The sequence below is a fragment of the Pseudanabaena sp. PCC 6802 genome (assembly GCF_000332175.1).
GTDB lineage: Bacteria > Cyanobacteriota > Cyanobacteriia > Pseudanabaenales > Pseudanabaenaceae > PCC-6802.
The window spans coordinates 286,041-305,551 of record NZ_KB235914.1 but is presented as its reverse complement, the minus strand read 5'-3'; the positions used below and the strand labels follow the sequence as shown (position 1 = coordinate 305,551).

General features: G+C 48.5%; 15 protein-coding genes. 7 read left to right on the top strand and 8 right to left on the bottom strand.

Annotated features, from left to right (window positions below; all coding sequences use genetic code 11):
* Positions 1-27: 27 nt before the first annotated feature.
* Positions 28-948, bottom strand: a complete 921-nt coding sequence (menA, locus tag PSE6802_RS0106700; protein ID WP_019499280.1) for a 2-carboxy-1,4-naphthoquinone phytyltransferase — start codon at positions 946-948, stop codon at positions 28-30.
* Between the two features lie 375 nt (positions 949-1,323).
* Between menA and hslO the strand changes: the two genes are divergently transcribed.
* A complete protein-coding gene (gene hslO / locus PSE6802_RS0106695; protein WP_019499279.1) occupies positions 1,324-2,232 on the top strand; it encodes an Hsp33 family molecular chaperone HslO in 909 nt (302 codons plus the stop codon).
* On the opposite strand, the gene PSE6802_RS0106690 is transcribed toward hslO, so the two are convergent.
* Positions 2,222-3,748, bottom strand: coding sequence for a phospholipase D-like domain-containing protein (locus PSE6802_RS0106690; RefSeq protein WP_162139212.1), 1,527 nt, complete (start codon positions 3,746-3,748; stop codon positions 2,222-2,224). The two genes, hslO and PSE6802_RS0106690, sit on opposite strands and share 11 nt — an antisense overlap.
* Positions 3,749-3,935: 187 nt before the next feature.
* Positions 3,936-5,726: a hypothetical protein gene (locus PSE6802_RS0106680; RefSeq protein WP_019499276.1), complete on the bottom strand. Its 1,791-nt coding sequence runs from the start codon at positions 5,724-5,726 to the stop codon at positions 3,936-3,938.
* Positions 5,727-5,995: 269 nt separating this feature from the next.
* On the opposite strand from PSE6802_RS0106680, the gene nblS reads away from it, so the two are divergent.
* Entirely contained in the window at positions 5,996-7,900 is a 1,905-nt protein-coding gene (nblS, locus tag PSE6802_RS0106675) for a two-component system sensor histidine kinase NblS (protein WP_156815449.1), read from the top strand.
* Here the strand turns inward: nblS and PSE6802_RS0106670 are convergent.
* Positions 7,897-9,963, bottom strand: a complete 2,067-nt coding sequence (locus PSE6802_RS0106670) for an endonuclease MutS2 (protein ID WP_019499274.1) — start codon at positions 9,961-9,963, stop codon at positions 7,897-7,899. The genes nblS and PSE6802_RS0106670 overlap by 4 nt on opposite strands.
* 303 nt (positions 9,964-10,266) lie before the next feature.
* Positions 10,267-12,174, bottom strand: a complete 1,908-nt coding sequence (htpG, locus tag PSE6802_RS0106665; RefSeq protein ID WP_019499273.1) for a molecular chaperone HtpG — start codon at positions 12,172-12,174, stop codon at positions 10,267-10,269.
* Positions 12,175-12,625: 451 nt separating this feature from the next.
* Here htpG and PSE6802_RS0106660 point away from each other — a divergent pair, with 451 nt between their 5' ends.
* From PSE6802_RS0106660 to PSE6802_RS0106650, 3 genes are all read left to right on the top strand, one after another.
* Positions 12,626-13,462 (top strand): cell division protein FtsQ/DivIB, encoded by an 837-nt coding sequence (locus PSE6802_RS0106660; RefSeq protein ID WP_019499272.1) that lies wholly within the window; start codon positions 12,626-12,628, stop codon positions 13,460-13,462.
* A 137-nt stretch (positions 13,463-13,599) separates the two neighbouring features.
* Entirely contained in the window at positions 13,600-14,874 is a 1,275-nt protein-coding gene (ftsZ, locus tag PSE6802_RS0106655; protein ID WP_019499271.1) for a cell division protein FtsZ, read from the top strand.
* Between the two features lie 121 nt (positions 14,875-14,995).
* Positions 14,996-15,991, top strand: a complete 996-nt coding sequence (locus tag PSE6802_RS0106650) for a ribose-phosphate pyrophosphokinase (protein ID WP_026103113.1) — start codon at positions 14,996-14,998, stop codon at positions 15,989-15,991.
* Here the strand turns inward: PSE6802_RS0106650 and PSE6802_RS0106645 are convergent.
* On the bottom strand, positions 15,988-17,010 hold the full coding sequence (locus PSE6802_RS0106645) for a tocopherol cyclase family protein (RefSeq protein WP_019499269.1): 1,023 nt from the start codon (positions 17,008-17,010) through the stop codon (positions 15,988-15,990). The two genes, PSE6802_RS0106650 and PSE6802_RS0106645, sit on opposite strands and share 4 nt — an antisense overlap.
* A gap of 9 nt (positions 17,011-17,019) precedes the next feature.
* Positions 17,020-17,589 carry a Uma2 family endonuclease gene (locus tag PSE6802_RS0106640; RefSeq protein ID WP_019499268.1) on the bottom strand — a complete coding sequence of 190 codons (570 nt, stop codon included), beginning with the start codon at positions 17,587-17,589 and terminating at the stop codon, positions 17,020-17,022.
* A gap of 229 nt (positions 17,590-17,818) precedes the next feature.
* Between PSE6802_RS0106640 and rfaE2 the strand changes: the two genes are divergently transcribed.
* Positions 17,819-18,328 (top strand): D-glycero-beta-D-manno-heptose 1-phosphate adenylyltransferase, encoded by a 510-nt coding sequence (gene rfaE2 / locus PSE6802_RS0106635; RefSeq protein ID WP_019499267.1) that lies wholly within the window; start codon positions 17,819-17,821, stop codon positions 18,326-18,328.
* 5 nt (positions 18,329-18,333) lie between these two features.
* Complete coding sequence (locus PSE6802_RS0106630) at positions 18,334-18,837, top strand: GNAT family N-acetyltransferase (RefSeq protein WP_019499266.1); 504 nt, start codon at positions 18,334-18,336, stop codon at positions 18,835-18,837.
* Between the two features lie 69 nt (positions 18,838-18,906).
* On the opposite strand, the gene PSE6802_RS0106625 is transcribed toward PSE6802_RS0106630, so the two are convergent.
* Positions 18,907-19,491 (bottom strand): TetR/AcrR family transcriptional regulator, encoded by a 585-nt coding sequence (locus tag PSE6802_RS0106625; protein ID WP_019499265.1) that lies wholly within the window; start codon positions 19,489-19,491, stop codon positions 18,907-18,909.
* Between the last annotated feature and the right edge of the window lie 20 nt (positions 19,492-19,511).

The window sequence follows — 19,511 nt, the reverse complement described above, 5'->3', positions numbered from 1 at the left end:
TCAAGTGAAAACCGCTATAAATTGCTGCTAAAGAATAAAACCGAGACCTAGGCACACTCCGCTCCAGAAGTGCAAGCCAACCGCGATGAACTTGCAGTTATTTACCAATTCGGGGCGATCGTGATTCCGTCCTACCCAGGTGCAGAGTCCGATCGCCGCCGGGAGGCTGGTAAATACCAGTGCCGTCCAGATTGGGAATGCGCCCAAACCGATTCCCAAAAGCGTCAAAGCGTAAATGCTGCCACAGAGCCAGGGTAATAGTCGAGCCGATCGAGATGTACCGAGTTTGACAATTGGCGATCGCTTGCCAGCCGCGATATCATCTTCTGCCTGGTGGAAGTGAGAGCAAAATAGAATTAGACTGGTGACAATCCCAACAATCCCCGACGCGAGCAATGCTACCCAGGAGTAGGTTTGTGCCTGACTGTAATAGGCGGCTGATACTGCTAACGGCCCAAAGGCAAAGAAGCAGATAATCTCACCCCAACCGCGATAGCCAAATCGAAATGGAGGTCCCTGGTAGGTATATCCCAAGAAGCAACAGAGCGCAATTAGCCCCACCACCACAAAATTCCTTTGCCACCAGGAAATTGCTAGTACGCCAAGAATGCCCAGCATGAGGCAGATATTAGCCAGCCAAAAGATCGCGCTTTTCTTACCAGTCAGATTCACAATGGAATGAGCCTTATTGCGATCTATGCCTGTTTCAGAGTCGAACACGTCGTTGCTCAGATTTTCCCAGACCAGAATCAAAATTGCGGAGATTAAGAAATTCGCAAATACGCCCCAGTGCATAATGCCAGTTTCATGGAAGGCGATCGCCGTACCAGTCGTAATCGGAATAATGGCAACGCTGTACATAGGTGGCTTGATAGCTGCCAGCCATAGCTTGCGCTTAGCAGCAGAATCTTGTGGGTCGGGAATGGCTCGCTCAGCGCTTTGCAGCATGTTTCAGTAGCAAATATACTCAATCCGTTCATTTTAGCGAAGATTGTCAGATCGATCCTATTTACCTACCAATTGTGAATTTAGATTAAGCGATCGCGACAAAGGATAACACCCCCCTCACCCCCAGCTATAGTCAACAGGCTTAGGACGGGGTGCAGGGGTTTCACACGGCAGTGGCTCTAGCGGGGAACCCCCAAGACCGCCCTGCCTCCCCTGCGTGGGGGCGCAGCCCCCACACCCTCTGTCCTAACAGATCTGTCTATGGCTATATAAACCAGATCGCGCCAAAAATAGTCTGAAGACGGATTCTACGACCCAGTAATTTTGCGTAATATTAAGTGTTGGTAGATAGTTACAAAATAGAAGTGTGAATCAATGGCTGACCAGTTACTTCGTGCCACTGCGGCTGACGGCGGTATTCGCGCCGTAGGCTTAATTTCAACTCAACTTACAGAAGAAGCACGCCGCCGTCACAAAATGTCAGCCGTGGCAACCGCCGCTCTCGGTCGGACAATGAGCGCGGGCTTGTTGCTATCCTCCAGCATGAAAAAGGCAGAAGCGCGTATTAATATCCGCATTAATGGTGACGGGCCTTTGGGTGTTGTGTTTGCAGATGCTGGCCTGGATGGCACGGTTAGAGGTTATGTCACCAATCCTCAAGTAGAACTGCCCCCCAACGACAAAGGTAAACTCGATGTGGGTAAAGCGGTAGGGCGCAATGGTTTTGTCTATGTAGTGAAGGATACTGGCTATGACTATCCCTACTCCAGTACGGTTGAACTGGTGTCCGGCGAAATCGGTGAAGATCTGACCCATTACCTTGTATCTTCCGAGCAAACACCTTCTGCCCTGTTACTAGGGGTATTTGTCGATAAAACTGGCGTAGCGGCGGCTGGTGGGCTACTTCTGCAAGTTTTACCCCAAGCAGCCCATGACGTGCGTTTGATCGAACTTCTAGAGTCTCGCATCAGTGCTTTGACTGGTTTTACCCCGTTACTGCGCCAGGGTAAATCTCTGTCTGGGGTTATGCAAGACCTGCTTGGCGATCTGGGTTTAGAGATATTCCCAGAAACACAGTTAGTCAGATTTCAATGCAAGTGCTCGTTCGATCGCGTTTTGGGAGCCTTGAAGATGCTGGGCGAGGCAGAGTTAAAGGACATGATTGTCAAGGATGACGGTGCTGAAGCGACCTGTCACTTTTGCGCGCAGGTCTACCAGGCAGATAGCGACCAACTCGCTCGACTGATCGACGACCTCAGAGCCGATGCCCTATCTACTCGTTAGGTAACGTTTCTTCTGACTCGATCGCCTGCGTTTTGGCTGGCACTAGGGTTTGGTTCTCTGGTTTGAATATCCCCTTAAGTTTACTCGGACAGATAGTCGGCGCGCTTTTCTTTAGTTTGACAGTGGGGCCAAGAATAGCATTTGCATACAGGCGATCGAATTCGCGTTGAAAGTGTGCTGCTACCACTGGGTTATTAATTGCAACGATCGCTTCATCGTTATTGTAGTTAGCATTAATCGACCAGTTATGCGAGCCAGTGACGACAAGATGTCGATCGATCGTGGCAAACTTGTGATGGAGCAAATCTCCTGCTGATAGGCTAGGGATACCAGCCGTCTTAATTGGGGCTGCCCAAGGACGACCATTCCCAAACTTACAGTCTTGCGTGGAGACAAAGCCCCACATATCCAGAGTGGTGGCATAGTTTCTGTAGGCAAAATTCGAGTCAACCAGAACCCGGACATTAACATTTTTTTTCTGTCGAGTTTCGAGGATATTGCCCAAGACAGGTTCCGAAAATACAAACAATGCTAGATCGGCAGATTGCTCGCCACTAGCCAGTACGGTACCGATCAAGCCACTGCTAGTTTGCTCAAAGGAGAGATTTCTAGAATCGGGAGAGAATTTGACCCGCACCTGAGCATCTCCAACCAGAACGTATTTGACTTTGCGATAGGGTTTCTTGCTACCAAATAAGCTATTGGCCTGTCCACCTGGCCCATCGCCCCACATAAGATCGAATTCCTGCGTAAATAATTTGGCTACCTCTTCGTTCTCAATTCTGACCAGGTTATTGGCATTGCCAGTGGAGTTAGGATTGCTAAAATCACCGTGGATATCGCTCATGGTATAGTTGGCGGAGCCAGCCAGTATGACTTTCTCATCAATTACCATGAATTTATGATGCATTAACCCCGTTCCGCGAGAATTGTCTGCCGTGTCATCGATATAGGGTAGATTGGAATTTTTCAGGATGACAATAGCATCGCGATCGCTTATCTCAGTGGGACTTAATTTGCCATCTCGATTGACATCGACAAACGCAAAGAAATCCCGATATTTTTGTTTCGCTCTACTATTGAGTTTGGCAATTTCCGCTGAGGTATATTCGCTATAACTGCGATTGTAGGTATTGTCCAGAATGAGACGGACTTTTACTCCTGCTTTTTGGCGCTCGATTAAGGCTTTGACAATACTGGGCAACCGCAACTCCTGTACTGCTACATCTATGCTCGTATCAGCTTGGTTGATGTTGTCGAGCAGTATGCGTTCCAGGTTGTCACCATAGCGCAGGATACGGCGGTAGCGATCGGTATAACTATCAGATTCGTTATGATTCATGTACACCTGAATCTGTGGGTGCTGCGGGAGCGATGGCACCTTGGCATCGAGTTTTTCTTCGGCGCGAAAGAAAATGAAGTAAATGCCAATGGCGATCGCCAAGCCCAATACAAACAACAGTGCATAAATACCCCACGGGTGTTTTTGACGTTGGCGCAATAACCAATTATTCATTTCCAGCACCATCAATTCGTATTAGGACGGGTTGCAGGGCTTCCACCCCTGCGTGGAGACGCAGACCCACATCCCCATGTCCAACCAGATCGCGTAGAGTCATAGGTGACAATGCAAAAGGCAAGGGAAAAGTTTTAGACTCGGGATCGCCCAATCTCAGCAAATCCCGTGTTTTCTGGAAATCTCCTTATTTTGTCGATGCCACGTATTCGCAGAAGACTTTCGAGAATCGATCGGGTTGAAAGCCTTGTTGCTTCAACTCTCCCACGTTCAACCGAGGGCTAACGATCTCGATACAGCCGCTAATAAATTGAGGATGCGGTAGATTGCGGGCTTTGAGTTGTTGAATTTCTGCTTGCAGATCGGGGCCTAAAGCCTGCGGCCAGAGCGAAGCAGCAAAATCAATTTGTTTTTGCTTTTGCAACTGTGCCGTAATCGCAGCATAGTTACTGCGATATAGTTCTAGTTTTTGTGTGACCTCCGCTGCCGCTAAACTGCTTGGGGGGATGCTTTCCAGTAGTTTGAGCGCTTCCTGCCACTTGGTCTGGGCATTTTGCCACACATCTGCTTTATGTGGTGGGTTTTGAACGATGATGCTAGCATCCATAGCTAATTTCTTGGCATTCTCTAGCTTGTCGATCGCTGGTTTCTCCGCATTGAGTTTGGCTTCAACGGCCTGTAACTTGGGTTGCAGCGCTTTTAGCTCTGATTGTGCTTGCTCGTAGGGAGAACCAGGACGGTTAGGAATCTCTCCTAATAGCGTGACGGCTTTCTTTAGTTGGGCGTGGGCATCTTGCAATGCCTCTACTTTCCCCAACTGGTTCGGGTCAAATGTCTTAGCAGATATGGCCTGGGCTTCAGCTAATTTCTGCTCCTGCGCTGATTTGTCAAATACAAACCAGCCTCCACCACCAGCTACTGCTAGTAAAGCCGCCAGAGCGATCGCTCCCACAGCTTTTTTGCCCCCGCTACGCGCTGTTGGTTCTGTCGTTGCTGAAGAAGCTGTGTCGGCCTCCATAGAAGATTCCTGACTATCTGCGGACATGTCAAATTCCTCAGACACAGACAAATCCGGACTGTATTCAGCCAGTCCAAAATCATCAGATATAGAAGGCGTTTCACCACTCAGGTCGGATTCGTCTAGATTCGAGATATCGGATCTAATCGAAGCAGAGGTGTCATCGCTGCTAAGGTCAGGCATCTCCAGATCGTCAGCTAGAGAACGCTCCAGTTCTGCATCCATTGCATCAGATATCTCAAAGCTCGATTCCGTTGTCTCTACATTCCACATGTCATCAGAGTCGTCTGCGCTTGGCGTGGTAGTAGTTGTCCTTACACCCCACATGTCATCCGCTTGCAGATCTGATGTCACCGTCTCAATATCTGCGTCAGTTATTTCAAAATCCGATGTGGCAGCCTCAATATCGAGATCGGGTATCTCAAAATCCGATGCGCTGGTCTCGACATTCCATAGCTCCTCAGAATCTTCAACATCATCAGCGGCTGATGCAGCGATCGCTTCGATATCTAGATTGGCATTCTCAGGTTTGGCAGTCGCTCCAGGCGTATATATGTCGGGTAAATCTACAGCATCACTTGTAAAATCATCTACTTCTGCCAGGTAGTCTGCTGCTGTCGGAGTGAGAGCCGGAGTCAGGTCTGCTAGTGGTGGGCTAGCTTGTACGGCAGAGGTAACAGCTACTCCTGCATCTGTAATCTGTTGTAACGAACCCTGTCGCTGCCATTCTGGATGCTTGGAGCCGAATATTCTGCCGTAAACGGTGAAAACTTCTACAGGTAGTTTGTGCTGGGTCAAGGTATTTTGAACTGCGTCAAACAAAACGGTGTAATCCACATCATTAGTTTGACTGCGACTAATCAAGATGTGTAACTGATCGTCCCTATGCTTAGCCTGAACCTTAACTTTAAAGAAGTTCAGGTCGGCTTGCAGAGCTTGTGTAATTTCAGCCTCATCCATCTTGATATCCTCACGTGTTTTAACTTTCTAAATAAGCTTGTTTGCATATTAAACGAAAGTTGAGAAAATGCGATCGAAAAGTCCCCTTTTGCTTATGCTATCCATCATACTAGCCATGGCAGAATAGTAGTATTTATTAAAATTTACTTTTACTTACCTTTTACACTTTTACAAAAACTTCTTAATTTAAAGCGTTGCTTAAACTACTGTCACATATCTACACAACTATTCGGCGTTGGTGGTCAGAGGTCACGCTTCAAACCAAGCTTATGGCCTTAGTGACTCTGTTAGTTTCTCTACTCATGAGTGGGGTAACATTTTGGGCAGTTAATGACATTCAAACCGATGCTCGTCTCAGCGATACCAGGTTTGGACGAGATCTAGGTTTACTACTTGCCGATAATGTGGCGCATCTGGTTGCAGAAGATAACCTGGCAGAGGTAGCTCGACTATCTAAAAATTTTTACGATAGTAGTTCCAGCATTCGTTATATTCTCTACGCCGATAACAACGGTGAAATTTACTACGGCATTCCATTTTCCTCTAGCGAGGTCAAAAACTCCCTCACTATCCGCCGTCGCATTCAAATTCCCAAGGAGCCAAATACTACCCCCGGTCGTCCTCAAGTGCGCCAGCATGCTACTCCAGAGGGCGAGGTTACGGATGTATTTGTTAATCTTACCGACTCAGGCAAATCGCTCGGAACTTTAGCAATCGGGATTAACCCTAACCCTACCGCTGTAGTTTCTTCTAACTTGACGCTGGACGTGGCAACTGCTGTGTTTGTCTCCATCTGGGCAATGGTAATTTTGGGAGCAGCTTCTAACGCTGTCACGATTACGAAGCCGATCAAAGAACTGGTAGTTGGGGTGCAAAGTATTGCGAGCGGTAACTTCAAGCAAAGGATCGACCTGCCCTTTGGCGGTGAGTTGGGCGAACTCATCAGAAGCTTTAATAATATGGCGATCCGGCTGGCAAGCTACGAGGAGCAAAATATTGAGGAGTTAACGGCGGAAAAAGCGAAATTGGAAACTCTGGTATCGACGATCGCCGATGGAGCCGTGTTATTGGATGCCGATATGAAGGTGATGCTGGCAAACCCCGCTGCGATCGCTATCCTGGATTTAGATGCCAGCAAAGTTATTGGCACTAATATCTTGCAAATATTACCTGCCCCCGTGGCAACGGAGATCTCGCGGCCTTTACTGGAGATTGCTGTCGGAGAGCGCGAAGGCGGCGAATTTCGCATCATGCACGCCGGAGAACCAGGTGAAGGTGGGTTTAACCATTCTCTGCGCTTTTGGATTGACACTGTGATGGGAACTAGCAATACCGTCAGAGGTATTGCCATGACCGTGCAGGATATCACCCGCGAGGTAGAGCTAAATGCAGCTCAAAGTCGGTTTATCAGTAACGTCAGCCACGAACTGCGCACGCCATTGTTTAATATCAAGTCTTTCATTGAAACGCTGTATGAGTATGGTGATGAGTTAACCGACGAGCAAAAGCACGAGTTTCTCGATACAGCCAACCGAGAAACAGATCGCCTGACTCGCCTGGTCAATGATGTGCTGGATTTGTCGCGCCTAGAGTCCGGCAAGCAATATGTATTCGATGCTGTCGATCTCAATCAAACCGTCGAGCAAACCGTGCGCACGTATCAGCTTAACGCGCGCGATAAGGGAGTTGAATTGCGCAAGGAAATATCGCCAAATCTAGCTAAGGTTTGGGGCAACTACGACCTGTTGTTACAGGTACTTGCCAATCTAGTCGGTAATGCACTCAAGTTTACTAACCCTGGCGGTCAGGTTTTCATCCGTGCCTATGAATGGCAAGATCAAAACGCTACCATCCCCCATAGATCGGTTAACCGCGTCCGAGTTGAGGTGGCAGATACGGGTATTGGCATTGACTCTGAGGATCAGCGGCGGATTTTCGATCGCTTTTTCCGCGTAGAGAATCGCGTACATACCTTGGAAGGTACGGGATTGGGGTTATCCATCGTGCGCAACATTATTGAGAAGCACCATAGTAGCGTCCATCTCAAGAGCGAAGTCGGTGTTGGTACGACTTTTTGGTTCGATCTCAGCGTTTTCCAAGATAAATGCGATCTGCCCTTTGTGGTTGCGAGCCTCGACTCTGTCACTCCACAAGTCGATCCCGCCGTTGGTTAAACGGAAATTGGTTCGATATCCTTAAGATTCACGGTCATCTTCATTTGCCCCAGGCGCACCGAGAGTTCGCCAGCGCTATTTGGCAACGATAATACCTGTACCTTTTGATTGAGCGAGACGATCCGCACGCGATCGCCAACTTGAGGTGTATAAGTCGTAGCTTGCGGTTTTGTTTGTACCTGCTGCGATGGTAGATGCCGCTTGCTCAGTTCCTCGCAGCGCTGCTCGGCGTGCTGGGCAGCCTGAGCCGAACCGTCGCCCGCCTGTAATTTGCGAATGACGCGGGCAATTTCTTTTTTAGCTTGCTTGATCGCTGCTGCCACCTCGTTTTCTTGCATGGCGCGCAACTCTTGGTATTGCGATCGCAGCACGGCTGACTTTTCACCGATTTCGCGATGTAATTTCTCCGTTGCCTGCAATAGTTCGGCGGCGGCTTCGGTTTTGCTAACTTGCTCGCGTCGTTGTGCCTCTAGTTCCGCGATCGCCGTGTTAATCTCCGCCGAACCAGTCCCGAGATGATTTTGGGCGGGCTCCAGGATTTCATCTGGGAGACCGAGTCTACGTGAAATCGCGATCGCGTTCGATCTACCCGGAATGCCCCATTGCAGGCGATAGGTAGGTGCAAGCTGCACGTCATCGAACTCTACCGAGGCATTTTCAAAGCGGGGATCTTGATATTTCAACGTTTTTAATTCACCAAAATGCGTCGTCGCAACGGTCAAACGCGCACGATCGGCGAGATGTTCCAGTAAAGCCCTGGCGATCGCGCTCCCTTCGGTGGGGTCGGTACCTGCCCCCACTTCATCGAGCAGTACTAAGCTCTGAGGCGAAGTTTGAGCTAAGATGCGAGCGATGCGGCGAATGTGCCCCGAAAAAGTAGAAAGGCTTTGTTGTAGGGACTGTTCGTCGCCAATATCCGCCAGAACGGCATCAAACCAGGGCAATTCCACTGGTTCCCGCGCTGGAACGAACATGCCAGCTTTAGCCATTAAGGCAGCTAAACCAAAGGTTTTTAAGGTCGCCGTTTTGCCGCCTGTATTGGGACCAGTAATTACCACTACCCGAATAGTCGAATCGATCGTTACATCTACTGGCACTACGGCATGACCTTGCTCGTGCTGTTGCTGCCAGACCAATAGGGGATGTCGCAACTGACGCAGGGTAATATTGCCATTGATCGTACCCTCAACAAAGGCAGGGGGATTGGCTCCCAGCCAGTAGGCATAGCGAGCGCGGGCGATCGCCAGATCGATCTCGGTGACAATCTCTAGTAGCCTCAACAAATCCTCAGCAACGGCAGCTACCTGCGTGCTGAGGCGTTGCAGAATAACTTCGATCTCCGCCTGCTCCTGTCGTGCTAGTTGCCTGAGTTTGTTATTCTCAGGGACGACGGCATGAGGTTCTATGTATACAGTCATGCCCGTACTGGAGGCATCGTGCACGATTCCGGGAATTCGATCCTTTTGAGGTGCTTTGACAGCCAGGACGTAGCGATCGCTGCGCTGCGTAATGATATTTTCCTGCAAGGCGCTGTGATTGCGTTGCATAATCCCTTGCAAGCTGCTGAATATGCGATCGCGAACCTGCCGCAGGGCACTGCGCAGGTTGCCCAACTTTTCGGAAGCGCGATCTAAAACCGTGCCGCCCTCGTCAATACAGCGATAAATTTCCTGTTCCAGTTCGGGGTAGGTGCGCAGATCGCTAACCAATGCTTGCAGGCGATCGCAACCTTCAACGCTATCGAGGCTGCGGCGCAGATTTCTGGCTCCGGCTAGAGTGGTGGCAACTTGCCAAAGTTCCTCCGGCAACAGAATGCCATGCTTCTGCGCTCTTAAGACGGCATTGGCAATATCGTGAATCCCTTCTAGCGATATACCACCTGGCAATTTCGACTCAAGGTGGCACACCTCTTTGGTTTGGGTGAGTAGCTCTAGAGAGCGATCGCGATTCTCGGGTATGCCAAGCTGAACCGCCGCCACTGTCCCCAATTTAGTGGCAGCAAAGGTGGCGAGATGCTGACACAATCTCTGCCATTCCAGCAGTTCTAGAGTTTCCGCTTGCATGAATTGCGATCGACACACTACATCAATAATATATTGTGACACTACCAGAGGGTTTCAGACGGCATCACTTAGGGATCTTGACAAACTTTCTGTTGAAACGTTTTAGTACTCAGAACTTCCCATGGAGCAGGTGGCAACCCAGAGCGAATATTGCATAGGAATTCTCTTCTCATGGGAACTTTTTAGGGCAAAATGCGTCGCCACTTTTCCCATAGATCCCCTGAGATATCTTGAATAACAATAACCTTCCCCTTTTCAATCGAAGAAAAAGAGGAAGGTAATGGATTTTTGTGCGTTATGCTGCTAAATCTTGCCTGTGAGCTTGGTTAACAGCTTGCTAGAACGCTCTAGGAAAGCCTTCATGCTATTGGCATCAAAGCTCTTTTGCGCCATCAGTGCTAGATCGTAGACGTGGTTGCAAATCAGATTAGCTAGATCGCTCGCTTCCGAAGGTTGCCCCGATGCCGTTAAAATTGCGCTGCGATCGAGACCGATCAAGTTTTGCATCAGTGGGTGGGCAGTGTTGACCAGCAGAATGTGATCCTCAGGGAAAGCCACGTTGGTCTGCTGCAACAAGGCTGACATCTCCTGCATCCGGCGGGCGTTTTCTGGTAACAGAATCATTGCAGGCGGTGCCGTCTCCGTATCATTGCCCTTTAATACTTCCGTGCGAATGACTAGATTGGGTTTATGCAAAGCCCGCCGGAAGATTTCTTGCAGATGGTCGCTCTGGGTTTTATTCGTCGTGGGATCGACGATTTCTGTTTTCGACTCCTCGCTAATCAGGCGATCGTCGATCTCCGCATCGACGCGGGCAAATTTCACATCGGGAAATTCCCTTTCCAAAAAGTGAATGTAGTGACTGTCGATAAACGAGTCTAGCGTAATTACCTCCAGACCTTGACTCTTATGCAACTCCACATAGGTAGCCTGAGTCACGGGATCGGAAGTGTAAAAGACGCGGTTTTCATGTTTTTCCTTATTACGCTCCAGATACGCTTGCAGCGTTGTATAGTTGCCGTACTCGCTCTTGCTGGGCGCGTCTTCTACGTAGGTAGTGGGGTAAACCAGAATTTCCTTCACCTGTTGGTAAAACTTATCGCTATTCATAGAGCCGAACTTCATGAACAGGCTAATGTCCTGCCAGCAGCGTAGGAATTCCTCACGCGAGTCGGCATACAGTTGGGTGAGATGATCCCCGACTTTTTTAGCGATGTAGTCTTGAATTTTGCGTACCTTGCGATCGCCCTGCAAAAAGCTGCGCGATACGTTCAACGGAATATCGGTACTGTCGATCGCACCGCGTAAGGGCAAGAGGAATCTGGGGATCACCTCTTCGCAGTTATCGCTGACAAATACCTGATTGCAAAACAGCTTGATCTGTCCCTTATTGGGATCGATATCTGCCTTGATTTTGGGGAAATAGAGAATACCCTTGATAATAAACGGGTAGTCCGTATTCAAATGCACCCAGAATAGGGGATCTTCCTGGAAGGGATATAAATAGCGATAGAATTCCAGATAGTCATCCTTGCTCAATGAGCTAGGGGACTGACTCCACAAGGCTTTCTGCTTATTGGCAACCTCATCGTTCAGCTTGATGGGTACGGGAATGAAGTCGCAGTACTTGCGCACGATCCGCCGCACTTCGGCTACTTCCAGAAATTCTTCCGCATCTTCTTGTAGGGTTAATACGATCGTGGTGCCGACCTTGTCGCGACTACCATCATCTAGCGTAAACGCGGTGGTTCCATCGCAAGACCAATGTACAGATTGTGCCCCAGGTTGATACGACAAAGTATCAATTTCTACGCGGCTCGCCACCATAAAAGCCGAGTAAAAGCCTAAGCCAAAATGACCGATGATTTGCCGATCGCTGTCACCAGAACCAGTATATTTTTGAATGAATTCCTCCGCACTCGAAAAAGCCACCTGATTGATGTACTTTTTCACCTCATCAGCAGTCATGCCGATCCCGTTATCAGAGACCACGATCCTTTTGTTGTCTTTATCAATGGTGACGCTAATTTCTGGTTCGGGCAGCTCACCACTGACTTCGCCAGCATAGGACACCATTTTTAACTTACTAATCGCATCCACCCCATTAGAGATCAACTCCCTTAAAAAGATATCCCGCTCTGAGTAAAGCGCCTTCTTAATAATGGGAAAGATATTCTCAGTGTGGATACTAATCGTTCCCTGTTCGAGCATTTGCTGTCTCCAATTATAAATTTCACCAAATCTCAATTATAGTATTGAGTTTTCTTATTATTCACCGACCTTACGGGGCAGATCCTGAAACCCTCACCCCTCAGTCCAAGCCCCATCACCCAAGCCCCATTACCCAAGCCCCATCACCCAAGCCCCACTCCCCCATCCAATCCCCAAATCTTAGTTGAAAATTCGGGCTTTCTCCTCTATTGTTGTAGCAATATTGCGCTCCTATCACACCTCTAAGTACTATGGCTATTGCAATAACCTATGCTCGGGCTTTAACCCTACTAATTCTAAGTTCAATTGCCCTGTTGCAGCGATCGCTTAAATTTTTAAAATGATTCCGATCCATTTAGATCTATCTATTGGATCCATAAATTTGAGTCAGCGCTGACTGCTGAAAGCTACCTCCTAAAATTCACAGCACGATTAACAGTGCAATGTAACAGTGCAAACTAAAGCTCGAGACAAGGCAATGGCAACCACCTCCGACCAGGTTACCGTAGATGACTTTACCGAACGGCGCAAACAACTTCGGCAGAAACGTCGTATTAAATTTTTTCAGCACCTTTGGCAGTTTCTGTTTATCAGTGGTGCAACCGGTAGCATGTTATGGGTAGCTACTTTGCCTGATTGGATCTTGCGCGGCCCCAGTCAAGTCGATATCGAAGGCAATCGCCTGTTGACCCAGGAAGCCATTCAAAAGCTCGTACCCGTATCGTATCCCCAATCGATCTTTCAAGTGCAGCCAAGCGCGATCGCTGCGAAACTAGAGTCCACTGCGCCCGTGCGTAGCGTGGTGGTGACCCGCACGCTTTTTCCAGCCAGGCTAACCATTCAAGTACAGGAGCGCAATCCCGTCGCTAAAGCAGAACTAGACGGTAAAATCGGGTTGATTGACGCAGATGGGGCATGGATGCCGCTTAAAAGCTATCCTGCCAATGTCAAAAAGCCAGATCTAACTATTTTGGGACTGAATAAGCGAGTATTGCAGGTCTGGCCAAACGCCTATCGCCGTCTCAGTCAAAGCCATGTAAAAATTTTGCAATTAGATTGGCGGGATGAAAATAACCTCATCCTCAAAACGGAACTGGGAATAGTTCATTGTGGACTTTATAGCGATCCAGATTTTGCCAAACAATTAGAGATATTAGAAAGACTCCGCTCTTTACCTCAGAAGTTAAAATCTCAGCCATTTGTTTACATTGACTTAACCAATTCTAGTTCCCCCATCCTGGAAATGAAAACTCCGACCAAGCTAAATTCCTCAGAATCGAAACAGTAGATTAAATTACTACTGAATTATCGATATATAGTTTTATACTTAGATGCAAATTATGTTTATCATATTTAGCAACTCGTAAGTGCTTGTTTTCCGTCCAAGTCGTAGATGAAACCATACACCTTTCGCTGGCAGTCTCAATGATACCTAGCAATAACTGGCCGGAGTTAGCCTCCAATAGCTCTGGCGACCTAGATCCACCGGATTTACCAATGACCAATGAAACGTCTGAGAAAATGAATCATCATGGAATACATCTGGGTCACTCCCGTAATAACAGCACAAAGCCACAATTAGGGATAGATCCTGAAATGAGCAACATCACAGTAGGCAGCATAGCTAAAATCAAAGTTATTGGTGTAGGTGGCGGTGGTGGTAACGCAGTCAATCGCATGATTGTCAGCGAAGTTGCGGGTGTTGAGTTTTGGGCAGTGAATACGGATGCGCAAGCATTATTACAGTCAGCCGCACCTAAGCGCTTTCAAATGGGGCAAAAATTAACTAGAGGCTTAGGAGCCGGAGGTAATCCGTCAATCGGTCAGAAAGCGGCAGAAGAATCGCGCGATGAAATTGCCCAGGCGCTTGAGGGTGCAGATCTAGTATTTATTACCGCAGGAATGGGCGGTGGAACTGGTACAGGTGCTGCACCAGTAATTGCCGAGATCGCCAAGGGAGTTGGTGCCTTAACTGTTGGTGTAGTAACTAAGCCGTTTACCTTTGAAGGCAAAAAAAGAATTAATCAAGCCACAGACGGAATAGAGCAGCTCCAGGGGCATGTAGACACCTTAATCGTGATTCCGAACGATAAGTTACTGTCCGTAGTACCTGAAAATACGCCAGTACAGGAAGCGTTTCGGATTGCTGACGATGTATTGCGTCAAGGTGTGCAGGGCATATCGGATATCATTACAATTCCAGGACTGGTCAACGTTGACTTTGCCGATGTACGTGCCATTATGGCTGATGCTGGGTCAGCCCTGATGGGCATAGGATTAGGTTCGGGCAAGTCGCGCGCGCGCGAGGCTGCCATGACCGCTATATCTTCACCACTGCTAGAAGCCTCGATTGAGGGAGCCAATGGCGTAGTATTCAACATTACTGGTGGCAACGATCTCACCCTACATGAAGTAACTGCGGCGGCTGAAACTATCTATGAAGTAGTCGATCCTAATGCCAACATCATTTTTGGTGCCGTGATTGACGATAAAATGGATGGGGAAGTCAGAATTACGGTAATTGCTACGGGTTTTTCTCATAAGGCAGTTGTGCCAGCACCGCAAATTAAGAAGCAACAACCTGTAAAAGTAACAAGCGTTACTAGCCAGCAGTCTGTCTCCCAAGCCGAACCCAAGCAAAGCAGTTCGGGAGGGCTTGATATACCTGAATTTTTGCAGCGTCGCCGACCGCAAAAGTAGCAAATAATAGCATGATTGTCAAACTAACGCTGAATTGAATCGCTATTGCAGGTATGGGTTACGATAGTAACCGCTTGCGCACAAACAATTAAACCCGATTGTAGGCTTTGATTAAAACGCAGTGACTCAATTAACAACAACAAAACATAGGTATGGTGTCTTCTCTGCTAATGGCAGCGAAGACAGGCTGAGGTTATTTGCCGGATCTGCAAATATACCCCTGGCGCAAGAAGTTGCTAGGTACTTGGGCATGGGGCTAGGCCCTATGGTACGCAAGAGTTTTGCTGATGGGGAGATTTACATCCAGGTACAGGAGTCCATCCGGGGCTGCGATGTTTATCTAATTCAGCCTACATGCAGGCCTGTTAACGATCATTTGACAGAGTTACTGATTATGATCGATGCCTGTCGTCGAGCCTCAGCGCGTCAGATTACGGCTGTTTTACCTTACTACGGCTACGCGCGTGCCGATCGCAAGACTGCTGGCCGAGAATCAATTACAGCTAAGCTGGTTGCCAATTTAATCGTGCAGTCCGGCGCACAACGCGTGATTGCGATGGATTTGCATTCGGCACAGATTCAAGGATATTTTGATATTCCCTGCGATCATGTCTATGGCTCGCCCGTATTATTTAGCTACCTACTGGACAAACAACTGGAAGATTTAGTAGTTGTTTCGCCGGATGTGGGCGGTGTGGCGCGGGCAAGAGCTTTTGCCAAAAAGCTCAACGACAGCCCTTTAGCTATTATCGATAAGCGCCGCCAGAGTCATAACGTAGCGGAAGTGATGAACGTGATCGGCGATGTTGCTGGTAAGACTGCCGTTTTAGTCGATGACATGATCGATACAGCAGGCACGATTACCGAAGCAGCAAAAATTTTACGCAAAGAAGGCGCGCGTCAAGTCTACGCCTGCGCTACCCATGCGGTGTTCTCTCCTCCGGCGATCGAGCGGCTTTCCAGCGGTTGCATTGAAGAGGTAATCGTTACCAATACCATTCCCGTCCCCCAAGATTGCCATTTTCCTCAGTTAAAAGTCCTTTCGGTCGCCAACCTGATTGGCGAGACGATCTGGCGCGTCCACGAAGATACGTCAGTCAGTAGCATGTTTCGCTAGATGCGATCGGATCGGAATTGCCAAACTCGATCCCATAACTTTCCCCCTACCTCCAGAGCAGCTAGATTGCTGGAGGTATTAATTTGTAGATCGGCATTAAGTTTGAGCTTGAGATCGCCTCTAGTAGTATCGCGGCAGCAATATTCTAAGCCTGTAGCTCTCGGTACCATAATTAACGTACCGCGATGTAAGGTTGTGCCGTGAATGCAAACATCTTGCGGCGAGCCGTATTCCTGCTTATGTGCCTCGATTTGCCAGTCCCCCCAAGGCGCAATCCGACAGTAAATGTCGCTGTTCTCCGGCATAAAGCTATATAACTTGCCATTGTAATGAATGCCCACCATAGCAACGCTCCTGGCTGCACCCAGGAATTCACGGATGCCACCCGCTACTGTAATCGTTAAGTCAGGATATTCGCTAAAGGCATTGCACTGGAGCCAGAACCATTGTTGTGGGAACGATCTGCCCCAATTTTTTTCGCAGTAGGCAGGAGCGCGATCGAATTCATATACTCGATCGTTCCACGCGATCGCCCCAGTTGCCAAGCCATGCGCCATTAAAATTTGCCACCCCGGTTCAAATACGGGCAAATAAGAGAGGTATCCCATAGTGGGGATCGCTTGCCCCGCGTTATCGCGTACGTTACCCCAAGTATAAATTGGCTCGATGTGGTAATCCCAACGGCATGACATTGACGTAACGGGATCGGAGATCGCGCCTTTGTTGTGGCGATCGCTAGCACTATAGCCCTGTCCCGCCGCTCCCCAGTGTTCTAGCATGAGGCGATCGCGGCTGGCGTGGAAAGTGCGAGGATTGGGGATCGTACGCCAGAGGTGGAGATCGTCAATACCCAGCACTTGCAGAGAGCCACCACTACACGCTGTCCCACCCTGGGGATCGTCAATCGCATACATGAAGGCAAATGACTGCCCGATGCGGGGTAGGGTGAGGCGATAGTACCAGCCTTCAAAGAAACGATCGGAACCACCACGCCAGTGATAGCCACTATGAGGAAGCATTCAGGTAGATTAGTTAAAGAATTGCGATACAGCGCAGCTAAATTTGGGTAGTAAGGGTGAAGTCAGGCGATCGTCTTCCTTCAGTACCTCAATTAGTGTGAGGCTGTCGTCAGTGCGGCGATAAACTTCTACCTGATGTAACTCCCACTGGGCGATCCAATACTCTTGTACGCCCTGTCTGGAATACAGCTTGAGTTTAGCCTCCTTATCGCGGCGTTCGTTTTCCCTGCCAGGCGATAAAACTTCTATAACTATCTCCGGCGCGCCCGTTAAGTGCCCGGAGTCGTCGAGTATTTCCGCCAGGCGATCGTGGCTCAGCCAGATCACGTCGGGGATGACCATATCGGAGGCAGAAAAGATAATTTCTGGGTTCAAAAATGCTTCGCCGAGACCGCTTGGTTCTGACCATTCGTCTAAGGGGCGCAATATCTTACCGCAAGCCCTTTGATGCCTCAGGTGAGGCGATCTGGTGACAAATAACTCACCATCTACGATCTCGTAGCTAAGCCAGGCATTATCGGGCAAGCGCTCCAGATCGTTGACCGTCCAGTGTTTATCCTTATTCGTTTCGCGATCCATGCTCATAGTCCCTGTATTTTGGCTCAAATTCAAGTCGCAGTTTTTACTTTAAACCCTTTGTTAAGGTGTAGGTAATCTGTATAGTTTGTTTTAAGGCTAGTACGCCAAAACAAAAGTTTTGCAGGGGGGAAGGTGTAACATCCCTTCTGGGGGTGTAGCCCCTGCTTGCCCTTGTTGCAAAATTTACGATCTGCAACGCTAGTTCGGAGTTGTCTATTTTAGAATTGCCATGTGTAATGTCGCTAGCAATGTTGTTAGTAATGATAGTAATGTTATCAGCTTAGATTCACTCCAGGCGATCCTGCGGCAGTCACCTCAAGCATGGCGACCTTTAGTTTTTACAAACGGGTGCTTCGATCTCATTCATGTGGGTCACGTGCGCTACCTGCAAGCGGCGAAACAATTGGGCAAAACTTTAATTGTCGGCTTAAATAGCGATCGCTCCGTACGCCAACTCAAAGGCGATCTGCGTCCGATCGTGCCAGAAGCACAACGAGCCGAAGTTGTAGGAGCGCTCAAGCCAGTTGATGCCGTGGTAATTTTCCCAGAAACTACGGCGATCGCGACAATCCAGGCGATCTCCCCCGATATTTACGTCAAAGGCGGGGACTACACGCCCGCAACTCTGCCAGAGGCTCCGGTGGTAATCGCTAGTGGAGGAAGGATTGAATTAATTCAAATAGAGATTCCTACTTCAACATCCAAAATTCTGGAGAAAATTAGAAATGGAAAGGAGTAACGCGCTTGGATACAGCAAACTCAATTAATTTCGACTGTCAGATCCGATCGGCAACTCCTACAGATGTGGAGACTATCTTTGCATTAATCCAGGCATTAGCTGCATATGAGAAACTGACCGATACTTGTACTGGCAGCATCGATGCCTTGGCAGATCACTTGTTTGGCGATCGCCCCTGCGCTGAGGCGATCGTTGCTGAATGCGACGATCTGTCCGTGGGATTTGCTTTATTCGTACAAAACTATTCCACGTTTTTGACACGCCCTGGTATGTATTTGGAGGATTTATTCGTGCTGGAAGCATATCGCGGACGAGGTATTGGTAAAGCCATGATTCGATATCTTGCTGGCATAGCGATCGAGCGGGGATACGGAAGATTTGAATGGTCGGTTTTAGATTGGAACGAACCAGCGATTAGTTTTTATCAACGGATGGGAGCAGACGTGCTACCCGACTGGCGTATTTGTCGCATGACGGGCAATGCCTTACTAAACCTGAGTTGTAGCTAGTGGCTAGATCGATGTTGGGCTGCTTCGGTTAAAGGTTGTGGTAGCAGTTGAAAAGTTATCCATTTGCGTTCAGTTGCTTCTAAACAAGAGACTTAGGGCACGGCGAACATACGCTGTCCAGGATTCAGATGTCGGTTGAAAAATTAAAGCGTAGAGCATGATTCCACTCATCGTGTCAAAGACTAGATCGGAATCCAGGTCGGCTGGGATTTCATTTCTTGCCTTTGCCCGTTCTAGGACGATCGCAAATGTTTTTCGTCGAGGTTGTAGATATTTTGTCCAGTAAATCTGAGCAAATTGAGCGTTGCTGGAGGCACTGCTAATAATCATGGCAACAGTCTGTCGTCCAAGTGGACTGAGAGTGATTTGTGCGGCATTTTGAACGAGCGCATCAATGTCACCCTGAAGAGTGCCCGTATCGGGGATTACCATTTCTTCTCGAACATTCTCAATCGCATCCGCGACTAATTCTGCTTTTGAGGCATAGCGACGATAGATTGTGGTTTTGCCGACCCCAGCGCGAGCCGCGATCGCATCGATACTCATTGCATCGAAACCAACTTCTGCCAGCAGTTCGAGAGTTGCTTGCAACATGGCTTGATGAGATTTGACGCTGCGTGGTCTTCCCGGCGATTTTTTATCAGGATTGTTCATTAAGTGTTAGCATAATTTAC

What these genes read in the sequence shown, in the direction of transcription:
- rfaE2 (WP_019499267.1), top strand. Translation starts at nt 17,819, where the DNA reads ATGTGTAATGTCGCTAGCAATGTTGTTAGTAATGATAGTAATGTTATC.
- PSE6802_RS0106670 (WP_019499274.1), bottom strand. Translation starts at nt 9,963, where the DNA reads ATGCAAGCGGAAACTCTAGAACTGCTGGAATGGCAGAGATTGTGTCAG.
- PSE6802_RS0106625 (WP_019499265.1), bottom strand. Translation starts at nt 19,491, where the DNA reads ATGAACAATCCTGATAAAAAATCGCCGGGAAGACCACGCAGCGTCAAA.
- hslO (WP_019499279.1), top strand. Translation starts at nt 1,324, where the DNA reads ATGGCTGACCAGTTACTTCGTGCCACTGCGGCTGACGGCGGTATTCGC.
- PSE6802_RS0106640 (WP_019499268.1), bottom strand. Translation starts at nt 17,589, where the DNA reads ATGGATCGCGAAACGAATAAGGATAAACACTGGACGGTCAACGATCTG.
- menA (WP_019499280.1), bottom strand. Translation starts at nt 948, where the DNA reads ATGCTGCAAAGCGCTGAGCGAGCCATTCCCGACCCACAAGATTCTGCT.
- htpG (WP_019499273.1), bottom strand. Translation starts at nt 12,174, where the DNA reads ATGCTCGAACAGGGAACGATTAGTATCCACACTGAGAATATCTTTCCC.
- nblS (WP_156815449.1), top strand. Translation starts at nt 5,996, where the DNA reads ATGGCCTTAGTGACTCTGTTAGTTTCTCTACTCATGAGTGGGGTAACA.
- PSE6802_RS0106680 (WP_019499276.1), bottom strand. Translation starts at nt 5,726, where the DNA reads ATGGATGAGGCTGAAATTACACAAGCTCTGCAAGCCGACCTGAACTTC.
- ftsZ (WP_019499271.1), top strand. Translation starts at nt 13,600, where the DNA reads ATGATACCTAGCAATAACTGGCCGGAGTTAGCCTCCAATAGCTCTGGC.
- PSE6802_RS0106645 (WP_019499269.1), bottom strand. Translation starts at nt 17,010, where the DNA reads ATGCTTCCTCATAGTGGCTATCACTGGCGTGGTGGTTCCGATCGTTTC.
- PSE6802_RS0106690 (WP_162139212.1), bottom strand. Translation starts at nt 3,748, where the DNA reads ATGAATAATTGGTTATTGCGCCAACGTCAAAAACACCCGTGGGGTATT.